Origin of the sequence: Pseudoflavonifractor capillosus (assembly GCF_016899775.1) — a bacterium.
Lineage (GTDB): Bacteria > Bacillota > Clostridia > Oscillospirales > Oscillospiraceae > Lawsonibacter.
On record NZ_JACJJE010000015.1, the window covers coordinates 1 to 18,967 of the forward strand.

The 18,967-nt window shown below is 61.8% G+C and carries 19 protein-coding genes; 8 read left to right on the forward strand and 11 right to left on the reverse strand.

The window, feature by feature from the left end; translation table 11 throughout:
• The 9 genes from H6B31_RS06495 to H6B31_RS06535 form a co-directional block, all read right to left on the reverse strand.
• On the reverse strand, positions 1-608 hold a 608-nt coding region (locus H6B31_RS06495; RefSeq protein ID WP_204897813.1), incomplete at its 3' end, for a DUF2812 domain-containing protein.
• Between the two features lie 15 nt (positions 609-623).
• Entirely contained in the window at positions 624-1,916 is a 1,293-nt protein-coding gene (locus H6B31_RS06500; protein ID WP_204897814.1) for a DUF2812 domain-containing protein, read from the reverse strand.
• Positions 1,917-2,093: 177 nt separating this feature from the next.
• The gene (locus H6B31_RS06505) at positions 2,094-3,368 is read right to left on the reverse strand and encodes a DUF2812 domain-containing protein (RefSeq protein WP_204897815.1); all 1,275 of its coding nucleotides are present in this window, start codon (positions 3,366-3,368) and stop codon (positions 2,094-2,096) included.
• 56 nt (positions 3,369-3,424) lie between these two features.
• Positions 3,425-4,750 (reverse strand): DUF2812 domain-containing protein, encoded by a 1,326-nt coding sequence (locus tag H6B31_RS06510; RefSeq protein ID WP_204897816.1) that lies wholly within the window; start codon positions 4,748-4,750, stop codon positions 3,425-3,427.
• 55 nt (positions 4,751-4,805) lie between these two features.
• A complete protein-coding gene (locus H6B31_RS06515) occupies positions 4,806-6,059 on the reverse strand; it encodes a DUF2812 domain-containing protein (protein WP_204897817.1) in 1,254 nt (417 codons plus the stop codon).
• A gap of 44 nt (positions 6,060-6,103) precedes the next feature.
• The gene (locus H6B31_RS06520; protein WP_204897818.1) at positions 6,104-7,357 is read right to left on the reverse strand and encodes a DUF2812 domain-containing protein; all 1,254 of its coding nucleotides are present in this window, start codon (positions 7,355-7,357) and stop codon (positions 6,104-6,106) included.
• Positions 7,358-7,470: 113 nt separating this feature from the next.
• Complete coding sequence (locus H6B31_RS06525; RefSeq protein ID WP_204897819.1) at positions 7,471-8,682, reverse strand: DUF2812 domain-containing protein; 1,212 nt, start codon at positions 8,680-8,682, stop codon at positions 7,471-7,473.
• Entirely contained in the window at positions 8,679-8,993 is a 315-nt protein-coding gene (locus tag H6B31_RS06530) for a PadR family transcriptional regulator (RefSeq protein ID WP_204897820.1), read from the reverse strand. Before H6B31_RS06530 ends, H6B31_RS06525 begins: the two co-directional genes overlap by 4 nt.
• Positions 8,994-9,209: 216 nt before the next feature.
• Positions 9,210-9,692, reverse strand: coding sequence for a DUF4830 domain-containing protein (locus H6B31_RS06535; RefSeq protein WP_204897863.1), 483 nt, complete (start codon positions 9,690-9,692; stop codon positions 9,210-9,212).
• Positions 9,693-9,869: 177 nt separating this feature from the next.
• Between H6B31_RS06535 and H6B31_RS06540 the strand changes: the two genes are divergently transcribed.
• The 6 genes from H6B31_RS06540 to H6B31_RS06565 all read left to right on the forward strand — a co-directional run bounded on the left by H6B31_RS06540 (position 9,870) and on the right by H6B31_RS06565 (position 16,185).
• Positions 9,870-10,586, forward strand: coding sequence for a pseudouridine synthase (locus H6B31_RS06540; protein ID WP_204897864.1), 717 nt, complete (start codon positions 9,870-9,872; stop codon positions 10,584-10,586).
• Positions 10,587-10,707: 121 nt separating this feature from the next.
• Positions 10,708-11,799, forward strand: coding sequence for a PucR family transcriptional regulator (locus tag H6B31_RS06545; RefSeq protein ID WP_087291132.1), 1,092 nt, complete (start codon positions 10,708-10,710; stop codon positions 11,797-11,799).
• 310 nt (positions 11,800-12,109) lie between these two features.
• Positions 12,110-12,799, forward strand: a complete 690-nt coding sequence (ftsE, locus tag H6B31_RS06550) for a cell division ATP-binding protein FtsE (protein ID WP_087291134.1) — start codon at positions 12,110-12,112, stop codon at positions 12,797-12,799.
• A complete protein-coding gene (ftsX, locus tag H6B31_RS06555; protein WP_204897821.1) occupies positions 12,783-13,673 on the forward strand; it encodes a permease-like cell division protein FtsX in 891 nt (296 codons plus the stop codon). The genes ftsE and ftsX overlap by 17 nt, the downstream gene beginning before the upstream one ends.
• A 135-nt stretch (positions 13,674-13,808) precedes the next feature.
• Positions 13,809-15,044, forward strand: coding sequence for a murein hydrolase activator EnvC family protein (locus tag H6B31_RS06560; protein WP_204897822.1), 1,236 nt, complete (start codon positions 13,809-13,811; stop codon positions 15,042-15,044).
• 394 nt (positions 15,045-15,438) lie between these two features.
• Positions 15,439-16,185 (forward strand): MBL fold metallo-hydrolase, encoded by a 747-nt coding sequence (locus tag H6B31_RS06565; RefSeq protein ID WP_346014043.1) that lies wholly within the window; start codon positions 15,439-15,441, stop codon positions 16,183-16,185.
• 54 nt (positions 16,186-16,239) lie between these two features.
• On the opposite strand, the gene rpsI is transcribed toward H6B31_RS06565, so the two are convergent.
• Together rpsI and rplM are read right to left on the reverse strand one after the other, a co-directional pair.
• The gene (gene rpsI, locus H6B31_RS06570; RefSeq protein WP_087291347.1) at positions 16,240-16,644 is read right to left on the reverse strand and encodes a 30S ribosomal protein S9; all 405 of its coding nucleotides are present in this window, start codon (positions 16,642-16,644) and stop codon (positions 16,240-16,242) included.
• Positions 16,645-16,661: 17 nt separating this feature from the next.
• Positions 16,662-17,093 carry a 50S ribosomal protein L13 gene (gene rplM / locus H6B31_RS06575; RefSeq protein WP_087291349.1) on the reverse strand — a complete coding sequence of 144 codons (432 nt, stop codon included), beginning with the start codon at positions 17,091-17,093 and terminating at the stop codon, positions 16,662-16,664.
• 270 nt (positions 17,094-17,363) lie between these two features.
• Between rplM and H6B31_RS06580 the strand changes: the two genes are divergently transcribed.
• Positions 17,364-18,140 (forward strand): tRNA 2-thiocytidine biosynthesis TtcA family protein, encoded by a 777-nt coding sequence (locus H6B31_RS06580; protein WP_204897823.1) that lies wholly within the window; start codon positions 17,364-17,366, stop codon positions 18,138-18,140.
• 120 nt (positions 18,141-18,260) lie between these two features.
• A complete protein-coding gene (locus tag H6B31_RS06585; RefSeq protein ID WP_204897824.1) occupies positions 18,261-18,965 on the forward strand; it encodes a coenzyme F420-0:L-glutamate ligase in 705 nt (234 codons plus the stop codon).
• Positions 18,966-18,967: the final 2 nt, after the last annotated feature.

The following is an 18,967-nucleotide window of genomic DNA, read 5'->3' on the forward strand; positions in this document are numbered from 1 at the left end:
GAGAAGGGGCCGGGGCGGGGCGGGAGGGGATCTCCCTCCTGCAGCCGCCGGCGCAGGTCCTGAAGCACCCGGTTTGCCCGTTTAGCGTCCCAAAGATCCAGAAGGGCCAGGGGGATGAAGCCCACAAAAAGGATAGGGATGCCGTTCTCCCAAATCCGGGGCATGAAACAGGGGAGCTGCAGGATACATAGAAACAGGACAAAAATCCCGAATGACACTTCCAACCGCAGGTTTCTGACTGCGGTACGGACAAGGGGCTCCAGGGCCAGCTCCAAGGTCTGGGGGTCCGGATTTGGCTCCGGGGCCTCCGGATCGTCGGTGGAAAAGAGGACCAGGGAGGAGGAGGCCCAGCCCTCGCACTGCCAGCCGAAGCTGGCGAACAGCTCCACCAGGTCCTCCGGCGGCTTTTGGAGGAGAAACTCCCGCTCACGGCCGCAGCAGGGCTGAATGCGGAAACGCCGGGGCCGGGGCTCCCCCCGCCGGAATCGGGCGGTCCAAGATTTCAGCCGCTCCAAATACAGTCCCTTGCCGGCCATCTCCTCCAGCCACCCCTCTATACCGGGCAGGTCATAGGTGGGGACAGGAAGCCATTTTCGGACATGCTTCATGGAGAAATACACCTCCTACGAGTTTGGCGTGAGCATGGCGGCAATTTCGTCGTACCAGTCTGTCAGGTCCAGGGCCCCATTGTAAGTCAGCCGCAGCACCCGGTTCCCCTCCAGGGCGACCACGTCCCAGTTTGCTTCCTCCCGATGAACCAAAAATTCCTCCGCGCCGGGAACCGTTTCCCGCTGGAAGTCCAGTTGGTCCGGGGCGGAATCACCGATGTTCCGATCCCGTGCGATCTGCTGGGTGAGGTCGGCCAGCTGGGCCCAGGCCTGTTCCGAACCGGCCGCTATGTAGTAGTACAGGTCCATCTGCCCGTGCCCCGCGGCTCCGGTGCCCCCCTGCTGAACGATGTAATAGGTCTGAATGGGGGAGAAGATCGGGTTGCGCTTCATAGTTGCCGCATTGTAGTAGATGGTGATGTCGGCCTGCTCGGCCATCTCAGGGGAGAGGTCTACGTGTTCGCTGGCGGTCCAATCCTCCCAAGGCGTCCAGCCGCCGTCCCCCGCCATCTCCTCCAGGGTGAGCAGAGAGAAGTCCGGCTGAAATTCCTCCAGAGGGATGTTCTTCTCCACTTTGTCGGTGAGAGAGGCCAGCAGGGCTGCGGACATGCCCGTCAGCAGCAGGACCGCGGCGGCGCGGGCAAATAGCCGCTGGAGCCGGTAGGGCCAAAGGGGGAGGCTGGGCCGCACCGTCTGGTCTCTGCGGGCCCGGCGGCGGAGCAGGACCACAGTCAGGAGATCGCTTCCCAGGATCAGCACCTGCAGGACCCACAGCAGGGCCAGGAAGACCCGGAATAGGGTGACCAGGGGGGCGGCCAGGTGGGGGGATTGATGGAGGTCCATATCCATAACCGCGATGGCTGTATACAGCCATAGATTCAAGGCGAGGAGGAAAAGATAGGAGAGCAGGTTGCCTTTTGGAAAGCGCAGGGCGTACCGTAAGGAGTCCGGGTCGGTGTAGGGCTCCTGGGCCTCCGGATCGTCGGAGGAAAAGAGGTACAGGGTGGTCCAGGACCGGCCGAAGCTCCCCTCGTAAGTCCACCCCGCGCCGGCGTACAGTTCCAGCAGCTCCTGGGACGGCTCCTCCCGCGCCTGCTGCTGCCCCTGGGCGGGACACACCCGGTACCGGCGGTGGGGGTGGGGCTCGTCCCGGCGGAATTTGACTCGGGCCAGGGAGAACAAGTTCTGCTGAACGCGGTGCACCAGAAACCCCTTCCCGGCCATCTCCTCCAGCCAGGACTCAAAGCGGGGAAAGTCCATGGGGCTCACCGGGGACCACTTGGTGACCCGATTCTTTTGTTTCCCCATCGTTCGTCACTCCTTATTTCAATTTTGATGTTTGCCCGTAGCATGTTTCCCAAGGTAGAGGTTCGGGGCGCGGCGGCCCGGCGCGCCCTTGGCAGGGGTGTCTCTGGCGGCCGCCTATGGCCGAACTCTTTGGGATAAAACGAGCTGGGCAGGGCGGGGGCTTGCCCCTTCCGCCTGTCATTCCTCCGGCGTGAGCATGGCGGCAATCTCATCGTACCAGCCGGTCAGATCCAGCGCGCCGGAGTACCGCAGGGCCAGCACCCGGTCCCCCTCCAGGGCGACTACGTCCCAGTTTTCTCCTGCCCGGCGGACCAGAAACTCCTCCGCGCCGGGAACGGTTTCCCGCTGGAAGGGGAGCTGGTCGGGGAGGTAGGAGAGGAGGTCGCCGTCTGGGCTCTGGAGGTCCTGAACCAGGCTGGCCAGGAGCTCCCAGGCGGCCTGGGCGTCGTCGGAGACAAAGTAGTTCAGGTCCATGCTGGAGTCCCCGCTGGTGCCGTAGCCCGCCTGGCTGACGTCGTACCACATCTGGACGCCCCGGCCGGGGTCCTGGTACACGTCCGCCGCATTGAAGCGGAGGAGCTGGTCCGCGACCTCCAGGTCGGGCTCCGGCGTCCAGCTCCCGTCCCCCTCCATCTCCGACAGGGTGAGCAGGTCAAAGTCGGGGTCGAACTGCTCCAGGGGCAGGTCGCTGTTGATGCGAAAGAGCGTGAAAATCAAGGCGAGAGCCACAGCCAGGAGCCCCGTCTGGAGGAGGGATAGAAGGGAGGAGAAGAAACAGCGGGCGGCGAACAGGGCGGAGGGCGGAGCGGGCCGTACCGTGTCCCGCCGCCGGATCTCCTGCCGAAGGGCCAGAACGGTGAGCCAGTCGATCCCATTCAGAAGGAGGGAGATCAGCCAAAGGGCGATCAGCAGTGCCGCGGCCGCGGCAAAAATCCAGTTGGGCAGGAAGGAGAGCTGGCGGTCCAGGATTCGTGTGGCGCGTAGGATAACGGTGGAGGTATACAGCACCCCGCCCAAAAGCAAATCGTTGAGCACATCTTTCTTCGGGGGCCGGAGGGCCTCGTAGAGGGAGTCCGGGTCGGTGTAGGGCTCCGGGGCGGCGGGGTCGTCGCTGTAGAACAGGAAGTAGGACACGCATGAGGTGCCCCAGTACCGCAGAAACTGCCAGCCGGCCTGGGCGTACAGCTCCAGGGTCTCCTGGGAGGGCTCCGCCTCCTGGGGTCGGGTGGGGCACAGGCGGTACCGGCGCTCCGGCCTGGGGGCGTCCTTCTGGAACAGCACAATCCAGAGGGGGCCGGGGGCCAGGATACTCCACCCGGAGAAGTCGTGGAAGAACAGCCCCTGGGCGGCCATGTCCTCCAGCCAGGTTTCTGTGCGGGAGATGTCCTTGGCGTCCACCACGGCCCATTTTCGGATCAAATTGCCGGGGGCTTTTTTCTCAAATTGGTTCATAGGATCAGCTCCTTATGGAAAAAGTCTGTGCCCTGTCTTGCCAAAAAAGAAACCACTCACCCCTCCGGTGTGAGCATGGCGGCGATCTCGTCAAACCACTCACTCAGATCCAGAGTGCCGTCGTAGCGCAGCTCCAGCAGCCGGTCCCCCTTCCGGGCCAGGACGAACCAGGCGGGGGAGACATCCTCCTCGGGGGTGAGTCCCACGGAATCGCACCAAAATTCCTCGGCCCCGGGGACCTCAATGGGCTGGTAGTCGTAATATTCAGAGGAGGTCCGTTCCCGCTCCAGCCTGGCCTGGGCCGCCTCATCGTCCCGGGCCAGGTAGTAGGAGATGGATAGAGAGGAAGTTCCGCTGTTCCCCGTGCCGTCCTGGCTGATGGTATACCAAGTGGGGATAGGCTGTTCGGGGGCCTCGTGCAGGTCCACTACGTTGTAGTGGATTTCCTTTTCCATAGAGGGTATGCCGGCGGCAAAGGTGAAGTCCTCGCTGGGGACCCAGCTTCCGTCTCCCTCCATCTCCGCCAGAGTGAGCAGGTCGAAGTCGGGCTCCCAGTCCTCCAGAGGGACGTCCTCTGTGACCTGCTCCTGGGGAACCACGGCCTGGACCTCGTGCCGGGCGTCCAGAAGGCGGTCCATCCGCCGGAAGAAGGAGCCGCCCGGCAGCAGTACCGCCGCCAGAAAGGAAACCGTCTCGATCACTGCCAGGACCCGCTGGGCCATGAGCAGCCACCTGGGCAGGGAGGGATGGGTGGTGTGCTCCTCCTTGATCTTGCGGCGGAGGAGGAAGTAGGTGAGCCACTGGAAGCCGCCGGAGATCAGAAGACTCAGCAGCAGGGCCAGCAGGAGGAGCCCAAACACCTGGAGGGCGGGGGAGAGCTGCTGGGAGGACTCCAGCCCGCCCCAGGACCCGGAGAATATGATCCCGTACACAAGAATCAGTATCAGCGTCGGAAATGCCAGGATCAGCAGATTCCGAACGGGGAAGCGCAGGGCCCGGTAGAGGGACTCTGGGTTCGAATTGGGCTCTGCCGCGCTGGGGTCGTCGGTGGCAAAGAGAAAGTAGGAGATACAGCTGGAGGGGATGTAGTCCACATAGGTCCAGCCGTATTGCCGGTACTGCTCCAGCAGGTCGGCGGGGGGCTCGGTGAGCATCTCCGGAGCGGGGTACAGGTGGTAGCGGCGGTTGGGGTCGGGGGCCTTCACCTGGAACCGGACCATGGGGAAGCCGCCCGGACTGAATCGTATGACCTTGTTGGAGTACCAGTGGTAAAAGAGTCCCTGGCGGGCCATCTGGTTCAGCCAGTCCTGGAACCGGGCCCTGTCCATCAGATTCACCGGGCTGAACTTCCATTTGTATGAGGCGTTTTTGAGTGTTTTCATGGGAGAATCCTCCTCAGTAATAAAGTAAAAGGGAAGGCGCGGGAGCCGCTGATACTTATGAGACTGCGCCCATCCGCTCCAGCAGCAGGTCCAGGGCCTCCTCCGGCGGGACGGTGCCCCGCACCGTCAGGCGGAACACCTGGTCCCCCGCCTGACCCAGCCAGGAATACGTGTCTGCAAACTGATTGACCGTGACGGTGTGGTTTCCGTCTGTGTAGGAAGACGGACCCTCCGGGACCTGGATGCGGGTATACAGGCGGTCCAGGCCGGGGCGGCTGGCCTCCTGCCAGGAGACGCCGTTCTCCGCCTCGTCAGTGCGCTTCCAGCTGTCCAGCACCCACCCGGCGCAGGTGGAGGAGACCGCGTCCACATAGTCGACGGAGATGGAGGCGGTGGGGTCGTCCGGCTCCTCCCAGTCGGTCCACTGGCTCAGGGTCTGCTTGACAGCCAGAGGGGAGGAGGAGGTCTCCACCAGATTGGAGCGGAATTCCGGGTCCTGGATGGCCGGGTTCAGCTCCAGGTCGTACAGGGAGACCAGAGGAGCGGGGGTGGGCTGGTCCGGGGTGAGAGACGCTTTCTCGGACGGGGGGAGAAGGATGCCCAGGAAGCTGAGGAAAAACAGAACGACGGGGACGGCGAAGAAGGCCACCGTGCTGGCTGTGGAGCGGGGGTACCGCTGCCCCGCGTCCAGGGGGACCCCGGCCGCCAGCTGATTGCGCAGCTTCCAGATCTTCAGAAAGCGGAAGTAGTAGATGGGGGTGATCACCAGCAGGGCCCACAGGTCAGCCAGAAGAAGGGGGACGATATACTGGGTGTCCAGCACCAGGTCCTCCAAAAAGCCGGACAGGGAGAGGGTGAGGGCGCTGCGGTCAAAGCCCAGGGTGTAGGCCGCCTGTCCCAGCAGAATGACCACTCCGGCGCAGAAGAACCGGAAAAAGTACTTCAAATAGTGGTCGAACACATAGCTCTGAGTCACCGGGTCGGTGTGGAGCTCCTCCGTCTCCGGGTCCGCCGCCCGGTAGATGTAGTAGTAGCGGGTGACGGTGTCCACAAACTCCCAGCCCATCTGGGCGTAAGCCTCGTTCTTCTCGTAGTCGATGGAGGTGTCCCAATAGCTCTGGGGCTCCAGGCGGTAGCGCACCCCGGGGGCGGGCTTGTCCTGGTGAAAAACAGCTGTGCGGATGCCGAAGCCGTCCAAGATCCACCCCTTGGCGGACATCTCCTCAAACCACTGCTGCAGGCCCGCTATGTCGTAGAGCTGATAGGGGATGGCCCGGCGGATCAGTTTGTTTCCGTATTGGTCGTACATAAACCAGCGCTTCCTTTCTCGTTTTATTTCTATTGGGGGCGGCGTCAGGCGGCCTCCGCCGCCAGCCGCTCTGTCAGCAGGTCCAGGGGTGTTTCCAGGTCGGGACCCCGGAGATGCAGTACGAACACCTGGCTGCCCAGACGGCCTACATAGCAGGCCCGGGACCAGTCCTCACCCCAATACTGGTACGAGAAGCGGGTCAGCTGGTCCAGGCCCGGGTAGGAGATCGTTTCCTCCGCACCATATTCAGAGACCAAGGCGTTCAGCCGCTGCCGCCACTCCTGGACCTTTCCGGCGTACACCCACTCTGCCAAAAAGGGGGCGCGGGTTTTGGTGTAGTCCTGAACCAGCTGGACCTGCCGGGAGATCTCGCCGGGCAGGCGAGCCAGGCCGGACTGGGTGACGTAGTACTGCTCCGGGGCCAGCCAGGAGGTGTACGCCCGGTCGTAAAAGAACACGATTTGACCAGGCCGGCTAGGGAGCGTCACCGTTTGACGGGCGTTCTCCCGCAGCTCCGTCCCGGCGGGCACCGTCTCCGAGAGGGTGATGTGGGGGAAATCCCACTCCGCCGGATTCTCCGGCAGGGGCCGCTCCCGCCAGCTGTTGACCCAGTTGAAAAAGAAGAAGTACCCCACCAGAAAGACCACCAGGAACAGGGTCAGCAGAAATTGCCGCAGCTGGGGATAGGTCCGCTTCTGCACCGGGGGCAGCTCCCCCTGGGCCAGGCGGCGGCGCAGGCCGGTGAATCGAACCGTCTGATACAGGACGCCCAGCACCGTCCCGCCCACCACGACCAGCAGCGCCAGAAGCAGAGGGGCCAGGCGCTCAAAATCCAGGACCAGCTCCATGGCAAGGACAGCGGGGGCGGTGAACAACTGGGCAAGCATGTCCCGCAGCAGCATGCCGGCCCAGAGCAGGACGGCCGCTGCCCCCAGCCACTGCCGCAGGATGAGCTTTTTCATAGCCCAGCCTAAGCTCTCCGGGTCGGTGTACAGCTCCGGGGCCTCCGGGTCGTCACAGCGGTAGACGGCGTACAGCTTGCCGATCTGCTCCACAAAGCGCCAGCCCGGCTCCCGGTAGTTGGCCGCCCGCTCCCGCAGCTCTTTTGTCCCCTTTCCAATGGGCTCCAGGCGGTAGCGGCAGTGTTTAGCCTCCTCCGAGGGCTGAAATTCCACCCGGCCTATGGACCAGAAGTGGGAAAAGCGTTTCAGTTCATAGCCCTGGGCGGCCAGATCGTTGAGCCACAGCTCGATCCCCTGGATGTCCCACAGGGAGTAGGGGAGCCAGAACTTTTTCATAGAGGCACCTCCAAGATCAGAAGTGAGAGGACCGCGCGGTGCGGGCCCCATTGGACCGCGCAGTGTTTTATCCAAAATACCTCCGGAGAGATTTGAGGGGGGCGGTGTCCCCGCTATGCGACCATCGCGGCGATTTCCTCCAGGTGGTCCGCCAGATGGGCGGAGCCGGTGTAGCGCGCCAGCACGACCTTGTCGCCGGCCGCGGCCACGGCGGCCTGGAAGGTGCCGCCCTCCCTCTGGGCGATGGCCAGCAGCTGGACGCCCTCCCGCGGGAAGTAGGTCACGTCCCAGGTGACCGGCGCTCCGCTGGACCACCAGATGTCGTCGTCCAGCTTCATGGCCTGGTCCAGCAGCTCCCGGGCTGCGGGGGCGGACAGGAAGGACAGAGGGGCGGGCAGATCGTACCACAGGGTCTCCAGATGTACCCAGTCCTCTCCGTCAGGGGCCCAGCGGCTGCTTTGGACAACCTCCCACCGGGTGGACAGCAGGTACTGCTCCCGCTGGGAGAAATTGGCGTAATCGGTAGTGCTGCCAGAGGAGATAGAGTAGGGACGGTAGTTCTCCTCCTCCAGATCGGCCAGAGACAGGGGAGAAAATGCTGACTCCGCCGCCGCCACCGGCTGCAGCGCGCCGCCGGCAAAGGGGAGGACATACTGGGCGGCCAGGAACAGCACCAGCAGCACACTGGAAGCCAGGAACGAGACGAGGTAGCCTGGGCGGCTCTTGGGATAGGGAGCCCGGTGGGGGAGAGACTCTCCCGCCTCCAGCTGCCGGGTGAATTGGGTGACCGCCTGCAGCTCACCCCACTGGGAGGCCAGGGAGAACAGGGCGAGGACCAGATAGAGGGGCAAGATGGGGATGGCTGAGGTGAGCAGGACCAGGACGGGCGTCCCCTCTTCGAACAAGGACCAGGCGCAAAAGACGGTGATCAGCAGAAAGCAGAACAGCGAGAGGAAAAAGCCTCGGCGCAGCCGGCGCACCAGCTTCCGCCACTGCTCCCCCTGGAGTTCCGGGTCGGTGTGAAGTTCCGGGGCGTCCTCCTCCTGGGTGGCGAAGATCAGCAGCTCCCGGCCGATCTCTCCCACGCACGTCCAGCCGTAGGATTCGTATAGCTCCAGCATGGACCGGGGCAGGTCATCGTCCAGCCGCCGGTGGTGGGGCTCGATGCGGTACCGGGTCCGTTTGGCGGCGTCTGAGTAGAAGGTACAGAACAGGGGGCGGAACTGCTCCAGATAGAGCCCCTGGAGGGCCAGATCCTGGAGCCAGCTCTCCAGCCCTTGGATGTCATAGGAGGACACCGGGGTCCATTTTCTTACGTATTTCATATCAAACCCTCCTCCTCCGCGTCCATGAGGCAGGACCGCAGGCGGTCCACCTCCTCCTGGTACACCGCCCGCCCCTTGGGGGTGATGCGGTAGGTGCGCTTGCGGCCGTCCACCTCGGTCTCCTGGATGAGCTTCTCATCCTGAAACTTGCCCAGCAGGGTGTACAGGGTGCCCGGGCCCAGCTTGACCCGGCCGCGGGTCTTTCGTTCGACAAATTCGGTGATCTCTGTGCCGCACATGTCCCGGCGCAGGAAAGACATCAGGACATAAAACATAGGTTCGGTCAGAGGACCGCGGCTATTTCCGCCCATCTGAACACCTCCTTGGGATGCAATATCGCGAGTCGATATCGTCTAATGATATTGTAATATCGCCTGGCGATATTGTCAATCCTGTGGGAAATATCCTGAAATATTCGGGAAATGATACAACTTTTTGAGGGGCTTTTTGTGGAGACTGACCGGCCGGAAGGGCAGAAAAAAAGCAGCCCCGGCGGGGGCCGCATGGATATGGGGGAGAGGGGGCTGTCACGACCCGGCCGGCATGGACAGCCCGTGGAGAAATCCGTCCATCTGGGGGGAGAGGACCTCGCCGCCGATGACCGTGTTCCGGTAAATCATCAGATTGGCCTGGACCCCCGCCTCGCCGGTGGGGTAGTTGGTGATCTCATAGGTGTACCGCTTCACCCGCTTGCCGGCGTACTGCTCCAGGTCGAAGCCCTGGCTGGCCTGGAGGGCCAGGTAGTCGTCGTAGCTCTCATCCATCTCCTCCGGGATGAGCAGCTCCTCGGTGGCCAGGGGCTCCTCCAGCACCTGCCAGCTGTAGCCCTCCAGATAGGCCACCCGGTCTTCGTTGGACTTCACGCCCTTGGGGCTGGGGAGGCCGGAAGCGGAGGCCGAGGCGGCTTGGAACGCGCCGCCCCCCAAATTCAGCGCCAGAGCCGCGCAGCACACCAGCGCGGCGGCGGCCACGCTGAAGGCCAGCTTTCTTCTGGGCAGCTTTGCGGTCATAATCAACACAGCGCATATCTCCTTCCCGTTCCTGGTCTTTGCTTCATTCTTATGCGCCCCGGGACAGGGGTATGCCGGAGAGAGAACAAAAAAGTATTGAATTTCCTGGTGCCTTTTGGTACAATAGACCGACGTGTGAAAAAACAGTCCGAATTTTCAGGAAACGGGGGCGGCGGTATGGCGCTGGAGCGGCTGGACAAGCTGCTGGCCTCCACCGGGCACTGGTCCCGGCGGGAGGTGAAGGATCTGGTCCGGCAGGGCCGGGTACTGGCGGACGGCCGCCCTGCGGCCCGCCCGGAGGACAAGTTTGACCCGGAGCGGGTTCGGCTGTCCGTGGACGGCCGGGAGGTGGACTGCGCACCCTTTGTGTATCTGATGCTCCACAAGCCGGCGGGGCTGTTGTCCGCCACCGAGGACCGGAACCAGAAAACGGTGCTGGATCTGCTGCCGGAGCACCTGCGCCGCCGGGGTCTGTTTCCCGTGGGGCGGCTGGACAAGGACACCGAGGGCCTGCTCCTCCTCACCGACGACGGACCCCTGGGCCACGACCTGCTCGCCCCGAACAAGCATGTGGACAAGGTGTACTACGCCCAGGTGGACGGGACGGTGGACGCGTCCGACGCGGAGGCCCTGGCCCAGGGGATGGTGCTGGGGGACGGCCTTGCCTGCCTGCCCGCAGGTCTGGAGCCCCTGGGGGACGGCTCGGAGTGCCTGGTCACCCTCCGGGAGGGGAAGTACCACCAGGTGAAGCGGATGCTGGCCGCCCGGGGGAAGCCGGTGCGGTACTTGAAGCGCCTGTCCATGGGGCCCATCCGGCTGGACCCGGCCCTGGGACCGGGGGAGTGGCGGCCCCTCACCCAGGAGGAGGTAGCAGCTCTGCGAAGGGGACAGTGAGTTTCTCGCAAGGTTTTGGTTGTTTTTCACAAAAAAATTGGGAAACCCTCTTGCCAAACCGGGGGGTAAACCGTTATAATGTCAATAGTTGTTTCAAGAGTTTTACTTGGGAGGGATCCATGTGTCCAGCAGGATGTTTCAGGGAGTGGTACTCCAGATGAAAGACAGCGTCGACCGCACTGTGGGTGTGATCGATGCAGACGGGATCGTGGTGGCGTGCAGTGAACTGACCTGCATTGGCGAGCATTGGTCCGGCGCAGTGACCGCCGTCAATGCCGCGGACCACGCCGCCGCCCATTTTGAGGGAAAGACCTTCAAGCCCCTGGCGGGCTGGGGGGCTCAGTTCGACTATGCCGCCTTTGTGCAGGGGGAGGACGAGATGGCCGGCTCCCTGTGCGCCATGGCGGTGGTGGCCTTCAACGGGGCCAAGGCCTACTATGAGGAGAAGCACGACAAGGCCACCTTTGTGAAAAATATCATCTCGGACAATATTCTTCTGGGTGATATTTATACTCAGGCCAAGGAGCTGCACTTCGTCTCCGAGGCGCCCCGGGCCGCCTTCCTGGTGCGCCAGCTGGGCCCCGCCGACGTGAGCACCATCGACGTCATCCAGAACCTGTTCCCGGACAAGCAGACCGACTTCGTCATCTCCATCAACGAGACCGACGTGGCTCTGATCAAGCAGCTGCCCGAAGGGGCGGACGCCCGGGAGCTCCAGCGCATCGCCAAGCAGATTGCCACCGCCGTCACCCAGGAGCTGGGCATCAAGGTGGTCATCGGCATCGGCACCGTGGTCAACCACATCCGGGATCTGGCCCGGGCCTACAAGGAGGCCGGCGTGGCCATTGATGTGGGCAAGGTGTTTGACACCGAAAAGACGGTCATCAACTACGAGAACCTGGGCATCGGCCGGCTGATCTATCAGCTGCCCACCATCCTGTGCCAGATGTTCCTCCAGGAGGTTTTCAAGAAAAACCCCATCGACGCCCTGGACCAGGAGACCCTGCTTACCATCAACAAGTTCTTCGAGAACAACCTGAATGTGTCCGAGACCGCCCGGAAGCTCTTCGTCCACCGGAACACCCTGGTGTACCGCCTGGAGAAGATCAAGAAGCTCACCGGCCTGGACCTGCGGGAGTTTGACGACGCCATCACCTTCAAGGTGGCTTTGATGGTCAAGAAGTACCTCATTTCCCGGGGAATCGAGTCCTGACAATTCTACAGAGTGCAAAAGGGGGCCTCTGTCTGCCGCGAGGCGGACAGAGGCTCTTTTTCTTGTGGAATCCGGCGGCCAAAAAAGGTGACATAAAACCGAAAATTGCCATTGACAAAGAAAGGTTACGGGTGTAACCTAATAGGGCACAGGATTTCCCGGGAAAACATTTCCACTTGTTGCTTTGGGAAACTGTGAGAAGCGCATTTTCGTTTTGAGGGAAGGGCCGCCGGCGCGCCCCGCCTCAGGACTGACTTTATTTGGGCGCATGGCGCGCCCCTACATAACTATATCGTGAGGACTATCTTACATGATACGCTTTATTGACGTTTATAAGGAGTACGACAACGGAACCAAGGCTCTGAAGGGCATCAACCTGCGCATTGACGACGGGGAGTTCGTCTTTCTGGTGGGACCCTCCGGGTCCGGCAAGTCCACCATCATCAAACTTATCACCGGGGAGATCGGCCTCACCGAGGGCAAGCTCATGGTCAACGGGTACAGCCTGAACAACATCAGCCCCCGGCAGGTGCCCCTCATGCGGCGGACCCTGGGCATCATCTTCCAGGATTTCCGCCTTATCGACAAAAAGACGGTATATGAGAACCTGTCCTTCGCCATGCGGGCCATCGGGGCCTCCCCCCGGGACGTGAAGCGGCGCATTCCCTATGTGCTGCAGCTGGTGGGGCTGGAGCACAAGGCGGACCGGTACCCCGGCCAGCTCTCCGGCGGCGAGCAGCAGCGTGTGGCCATTGCCCGGGCTCTGGTGAACAACCCCAATATGATCATCGCCGACGAGCCCACCGGCAACCTGGACCCCCACCGGTCCCTGGAGATCATGATGCTGCTGGAGCGCATCAACGATCTGGGCACCACCGTGCTGGTGGTCACCCATGAGAAGAGCCTGGTGAACCGGTTCACCAAGCGGGTGGTGGCCATCGAGGACGGCCGCATCATCAACGACGAGACAGGCGGGTATTACAATGGCGAGAAGGTTTGATTTTCAGTATTATTGCAGCGAGGGCTTCCACTCCATCTTCACCCACGGCTTTATGTCCTTTGCCGCCGTGTGCATGATTGTGGCCTGCCTTCTGATTATGGGCTCCTTTTCCCTGGTGGCAGTGAACTTAAACCACATGCTGGGGGACCTGGAGGACGACAATCTGTTTTTGGCCTATGTGGACGAGAACTACACAGAGGAGGAGGCCCGGGCCCTCCAGAGTCAGATTGAGGCGGTGCCCAATGTGGGTCAGGTGGCCTTTGTCACCCGGGCGGAGGCTTTGGACGACTTCCGGGCGGGCCGGGAGGACAACCCCCTGCTGGCGGATCTGCCTGATGAGGTGCTGCGGGACCGCTTTGAGATCCATGTGGACGACATCGAGCAGCTCCAGGCCACCTCGGAACAGGTGGATGGGATCACCGGCATTGTCGATGTGAACGCGGCCTACGACATCGCCCAGGGATTCGTCATGGTGCGGAACATCGCCGCCGGCGTGGCCATTGTGCTGGTGACCATGCTGGCCGTGGTGTCCCTGTTCATCATCGCCAACACCATCAAGCTGGCCTTCTTCTACCGCCGGGAGGAGATCGCCATTATGAAGATGTGCGGCGCCACCAACGCCTTTATCCGGTGGCCCTTCGTGGTGGAGGGCATGATTTTGGGCATGACCGGCGCCCTGGTGGCCTTCTTTGCCCAGTGGGGCATCTATGAGCTGGTGAGCAAGGCCATTATCCAGAACAACGGCCTGTCCCTCATCACCGTTCTGCCCTTTACCTCTCTGGCGTGGCAGTTTTTGCTGGTATTTATCGTGGCCGGTCTGCTCATCGGTGTGGTGGGCTCGGTGCTGGCCATTCGGAAGTTTTTGCAGGTATAAGGTTTCGTGGGAAAGGAGCGCAAGGCATGAGACCGAAGAAGCAGCGGATTGTAATGGGCATTTTGGCCGTGGTGATGGTGATTGCTCTGATCCTGCCTATGGTGAGCACCTTCTGGATGCGGTGAGGTGGCCGGCATGAGACAGTGGTGGAAAGAACACGGAAGAAAGTGGGCGTTTCGCCTGTGCGGCCTGGCCCTGACAGCGGCGGTGGCGGTCTCTCTGCTGCCCGAGACAGTGGTGGTTCCCGCCTCCGCCGTGACCCAGGCGGAGATCGACGCAATGAAGGAGGAGGCCAACAGCCTCAAGCAGCAGCAGGAGGAGATTCAGGACCAATTGGACTCCTTGGCGGCGGATCGAGAGAATGCTATGGCACGCAAAACACTGCTGGAACAGCAGATCAACGCCACCCGGGCGGAGATCAATACCATTGCCGCCCAGATCGCCAAATACGATGAGCTCATCGCCCAGAAGCAGGAGGAGCTCAGTCAGGCGGAGGCGGAGGAACAGGCCCAGTACGAGCTGTTCTGTGAGCGGGTGCGGTACATGGAGGAACAGGGGGAGGTCTCCTACTGGTCCATTCTGTTCTCCTCCAAGGACTTTGCGGACCTGCTGGACAACGCCATGATGGTGGAGGAGATCATGGACTATGACAACCAGGTCATGGACCAGCTCATCGCCCTGCGGGAGCAGATCGAGGAGGACAAGGCGGAACTGGAGACCGCCCGTCAGGAGCAGCAAGATGCCAAAGCAGAGCAGGAGGCCGCTCAGGCGAACCTCCAGGCTCAGGAGTCTGAAGTGGATGCCCTGCTCAGCCAGATCAGTAACCAGGAGGACGAACTGGAGGCCCGAGAGGCTCAGCTGCGGGCTGCCTCGGATGCGGCCACTGCGGAGATCGCCGCCGCCGAGCGGGAGCTGGCCGCACAGATTGCCAACGTGCCCAGCGAGTCCGGTTTCCTTTGGCCCCTGCCTGGCCGGTATAATCTGTCATCCTTGTTTGGCAGCCGGAAGCACCCCATCACCGGAAAGGCCAACAACCATACGGGAATCGACATCCCGGCCTCCAGCGGCACCAGTATTTTGGCCGCCAAGAGCGGCGTGGTGACCACCTCCACCTATAACAACTCCTACGGCAACTATGTGGTAGTCAGCCACAGCGACGGCACCTCTACCTTGTATGCCCATATGGTCCGCCGGAACTGCTCCAAGGGAGACACTGTCTCCCAGGGACAGGTGATCGGTTACGTGGGCACCACCGGTTCCTCCACCGGCAACCATCTCCACTTTGAAGTCCGGGTGAACGGCAGCCGTGTGGACCCCATTAACTACTTTACCGACCTGCCTCTGACCATCTCCGGGGTGTCCCTGTTCTGAGGCGTCTGACGGCCTTCAAGGAAAAACGAAAGCCGGGCAGAGCAGTCCTTTTTGGGCTGTGCTGCCCGGCTTTTTTCATTGAGCTCACTATGCGGAGGAAAAGAGCGTGCGCACAGCCGGTATGAGCGGTGCGGGCAGCGGGCCGTGAAAAGGGGGGCGGGCTGGATTGACAAATCGCCCGGAGCACCTTATAGTGGTAGAATAACCAGTCAGATCAGGCGGGAGGATTCTGAACCCGCACGAAAGAGAGGGGAGCGCATCATGTACGAACTGATCCAGGTCACAGACAGAAGCTGTTATATCCAGTGTCCGGCTAAAATCGGCTTGGTTCGCCTGGAGAGGGACCGTGTCTGCCTGATTGACAGCGGGAGCGATAAGGGACGCCGGGCGCAAGGTGCGGCAGATTCTGGAGGCCAACGGCTGGCGTCTCACCGCGATCTACAACACCCACTCCAATGCCGACCACATCGGAGGGAATCAGTATCTCCAGAGGCAGACAGGGTGCAGGATTTTCGCCCCCGGAGTGGAGCGTGACTTTACGCAGCACACAGTCCTGGAGCCGTCCTTTTTATACGGGGGCTATCCCTTCCGGGAACTTCGGCACAAGTTCCTGATGGCCCAGGGGAGCGATGCCGAGGAGCTGACGCCCGGCTGTCTTCCGGAGGGCTTTACGGCTATCGACCTCCCCGGACACTTCTTTGATATGGTGGGGTACCGGACGCCGGACGATGTGGTGTATCTCGCGGACTGCCTCTCCAGCCGGGAGACGCTGGACAAATATCAGATCGGGTTTATCTATGATGTGGCCCGGTATCTGGAGACCCTGGAGAAGGTCAAGGGGATGCGGGCGGCGTGCTTTGTTCCGGCCCATGCGGAGGCCGCGGAGGACATCGCGCCGCTGGCGGACTACAACATTGCCAAGGTCCATCAGGTGGCGGAGCAGATCCTCCATGTCTGCGCGCAGCCGCTGTGCTTTGAACAGATCCTCCAGCGGCTCTTTACAACATACGATTTGACCATGACCTATGAGCAGTATGTGCTGGTGGGCAGTACAGTGCGCTCCTACCTGTCCTGGCTGAAGGATACCGGCCGGGCAGCCGCCTTCTTTGAGAATAACCTGCTGCTGTGGAAGCGAGCATGAGATTAAAAAAATGCCGCCCGACTGGGCGGCATTTTTGACGTATGTCTGAAAAAATCAGCGCTTGGAGAACTGGGGCGCGCGACGGGCAGCCTTGAGGCCGTACTTCTTGCGCTCCTTCATACGAGGATCGCGGGTGAGGAGGCCGGCGGCCTTCAGGGCGGGGCGGTACTCCTCGTTGGCCAGCAGCAGAGCGCGGGCCACACCGTGGCGGATGGCGCCGGCCTGGCCGGTGACGCCGCCGCCGGTGACGGTGGCCACGATGTCCACCTTGCCCAGCTGCTCGGTGGTGACCAGGGGCTGACGGACCAGGAGCTTCAGGGTCTCCAGGCCGAAGTAATCGTCGATGTCACGGCCGTTGATGGTGATGGAACCAGTGCCGTTGGGGAACAGATGCACGCGGGCCACGGAGGACTTCCGACGGCCGGTGCCATAGAAATAAGGCTTCTTGCTCTTATACATGATCGTCTACCTCCTGCTTACTCGGCGGCCCAAATCTCGGGCTTCTGGGCGGCGTGCTCGTGCTCGCCGGCGCGATAGACACGCAGACGGGTGAGGGCGCTCTTGGCGATGGTGTTCTTGGGCAGCATGCCCTTGACAGCCAGCTTCATGGCCAGCTCGGGCCGCTCCTGCATCAGGGTGCGGTACTTGACTTCCTTCAGACCGCCGATCCAGCCGGAGTGACGGCGATAGTACTTCTGATCCAGCTTCTTGCCGGTGAGCACGGCCTTCTCCGCGTTGATGATGATGACAAAGTCGCCGCAGTCGGCGTTGGGGGTGAACTCAGGCTTGTGCTTGCCCCGCAGCAGGGTGGCGGCGGCAGCAGCGGTCTTGCCCAGGGGCTTGTTCGCAGCGTCCAGGATATACCACTTACGCTCGATGTTCCCCTTGTTGGCCATAAAAGTGGACATAGGTGAAACCTCCATTTTCCTCTACTTCTTATGCGAACTGTTGATTTCAAATAAAATCAGCCGCTCCACTGTACAAGCGGAGCGTTTTGTATTATAGTATTTAGGCGGCTTTGTGTCAACAGCATTTTTTTAATTTTTTAACTCAGCTTTTGAAATCTCTTGTTTTCAAGCAAATTCAAAGAAAATCTCTTGAAATCTCGCGTTCGATTTTCTTTTTGTTTGGGCGGAAAGGTTGTGCTTTTCCGCTGTTTTTCTCGAAAGGAGGCCAAAATGAACCGGATCTTATCCCTGGTCCGCCGGTGTGTGGAGGACTATGAGATGATCGCCCCGGGCGACCGGATCGCCGTGGGGGTGTCAGGGGGGAAGGACTCTCTGCTGCTGCTGGCGGCCATGGCCCGGCTGCGGGAGTTTTACCCCGTCCCTTATGAGGTGGAGGCCATCACCCTGGACATGGGACATGCGGACGGACTGCCCGGCATGGATTTTTCAGGCATCGCCGCTTTCTGCAAGGAGCTGGACGTGCCCTATACCATATTAAACAGTGAGATCCAGCACATCATCTTCGACCTGCGGAAGGAGAAGAACCCATGCTCCATGTGCGCCAAGATGCGCCGGGGGGCCCTCCACAGCGCCTTGCAGGAGCGGGGGCTGAATAAAATCGCCCTGGGCCACCACTACGACGACGCGGTGGAGACCTTTTTCATGTCCCTGATCTTTGAGGGGAGACTGTCCTGCTTCCAGCCGGTGACCTGGCTGGACCGCACCCAGATCACCCAGATCCGCCCGCTGCTGTACTGCGGGGAGAACCTGATCCGCCACACGGTGGAGCGGCTCCAACTGCCCGTGGTACACAACCCCTGTCCCGCCAACGGCAGCACCAAGCGGCAGGAGATCAAGGAGCTGATCTACGAGCTCAACGGCCGCTACCCGGGACTGAAGGCCCGGACCTTTGGGGCCATGCAGCGGCTGCCCCTGCCGGAGTGGGGGCCGGTGGAGCACCGCCGCCGCCCCCTGCCCGAGGACCCGGAGGATATTTCGGCAGTTTGACGAAAGAAAGTTCAAAAATGTTATGGAAACCCGGGGAACCGGGTGCTATAATGGGAGCCAAAGCCTGACATTTTACTTTATAGAAAGGGCGGCCAGGCCGCCTGAGAGGAGACGATCCCAATGAGCGAGGAGACTGTATACAGCGCAAACCCGGGCAAGCAGCTGGTGCGCACCGTGGACGGTGTGGAGTACCAGCGCATCCCGGTAAAGACGCACCTGATTACCAAGGCCGATAAGATGGAGGATGTGGTCCTCCAGTATGCAAAGGACAAGATGCAGGCGGGGGACATCCTGTTCATCTCGGAGAAGGCGGTGGCCTGCACCCAGAACCGGGCCATCCCCATGGAGGACATCAAGCCCCGGAAGCTGGCCGTCACCCTGAGCCGCTATGTGACCAAGACCCCCGCCGGCATCGGCCTGGGCATCCCCGAGACCATGGAGATGGCCCTCCAGGAGTGCGGCACCCTGCGCATCCTGTTTGCCGCCTTCTGCAGCGTCATCGGAAAGATTTTGGGCAAGAAGGGCTGGTTCTACATCGTGGCCGGCCCCAAGGCCCGGGGCATTGACGGCCCCACCGAGGGGACCATTCCGCCCTACGACCACTACGTGGTCCTCACCCCCGCCGACCCCATGGGCACCTCCAAGAAGCTGGCCCAGGCCCTGGGCCACCCGGTGGCCATCGTGGACATCAACGACCTGGGGGCCAACATTCTGGGCTTCTCCGAAAAGGAGCCCTCCATGGACCAGATCGCCAAGATCCTGGGGGACAACCCCCTGGGCCAGTCCAGCGAGTCCACCCCCATGGGGATCATCCGGAAGGCGTAACA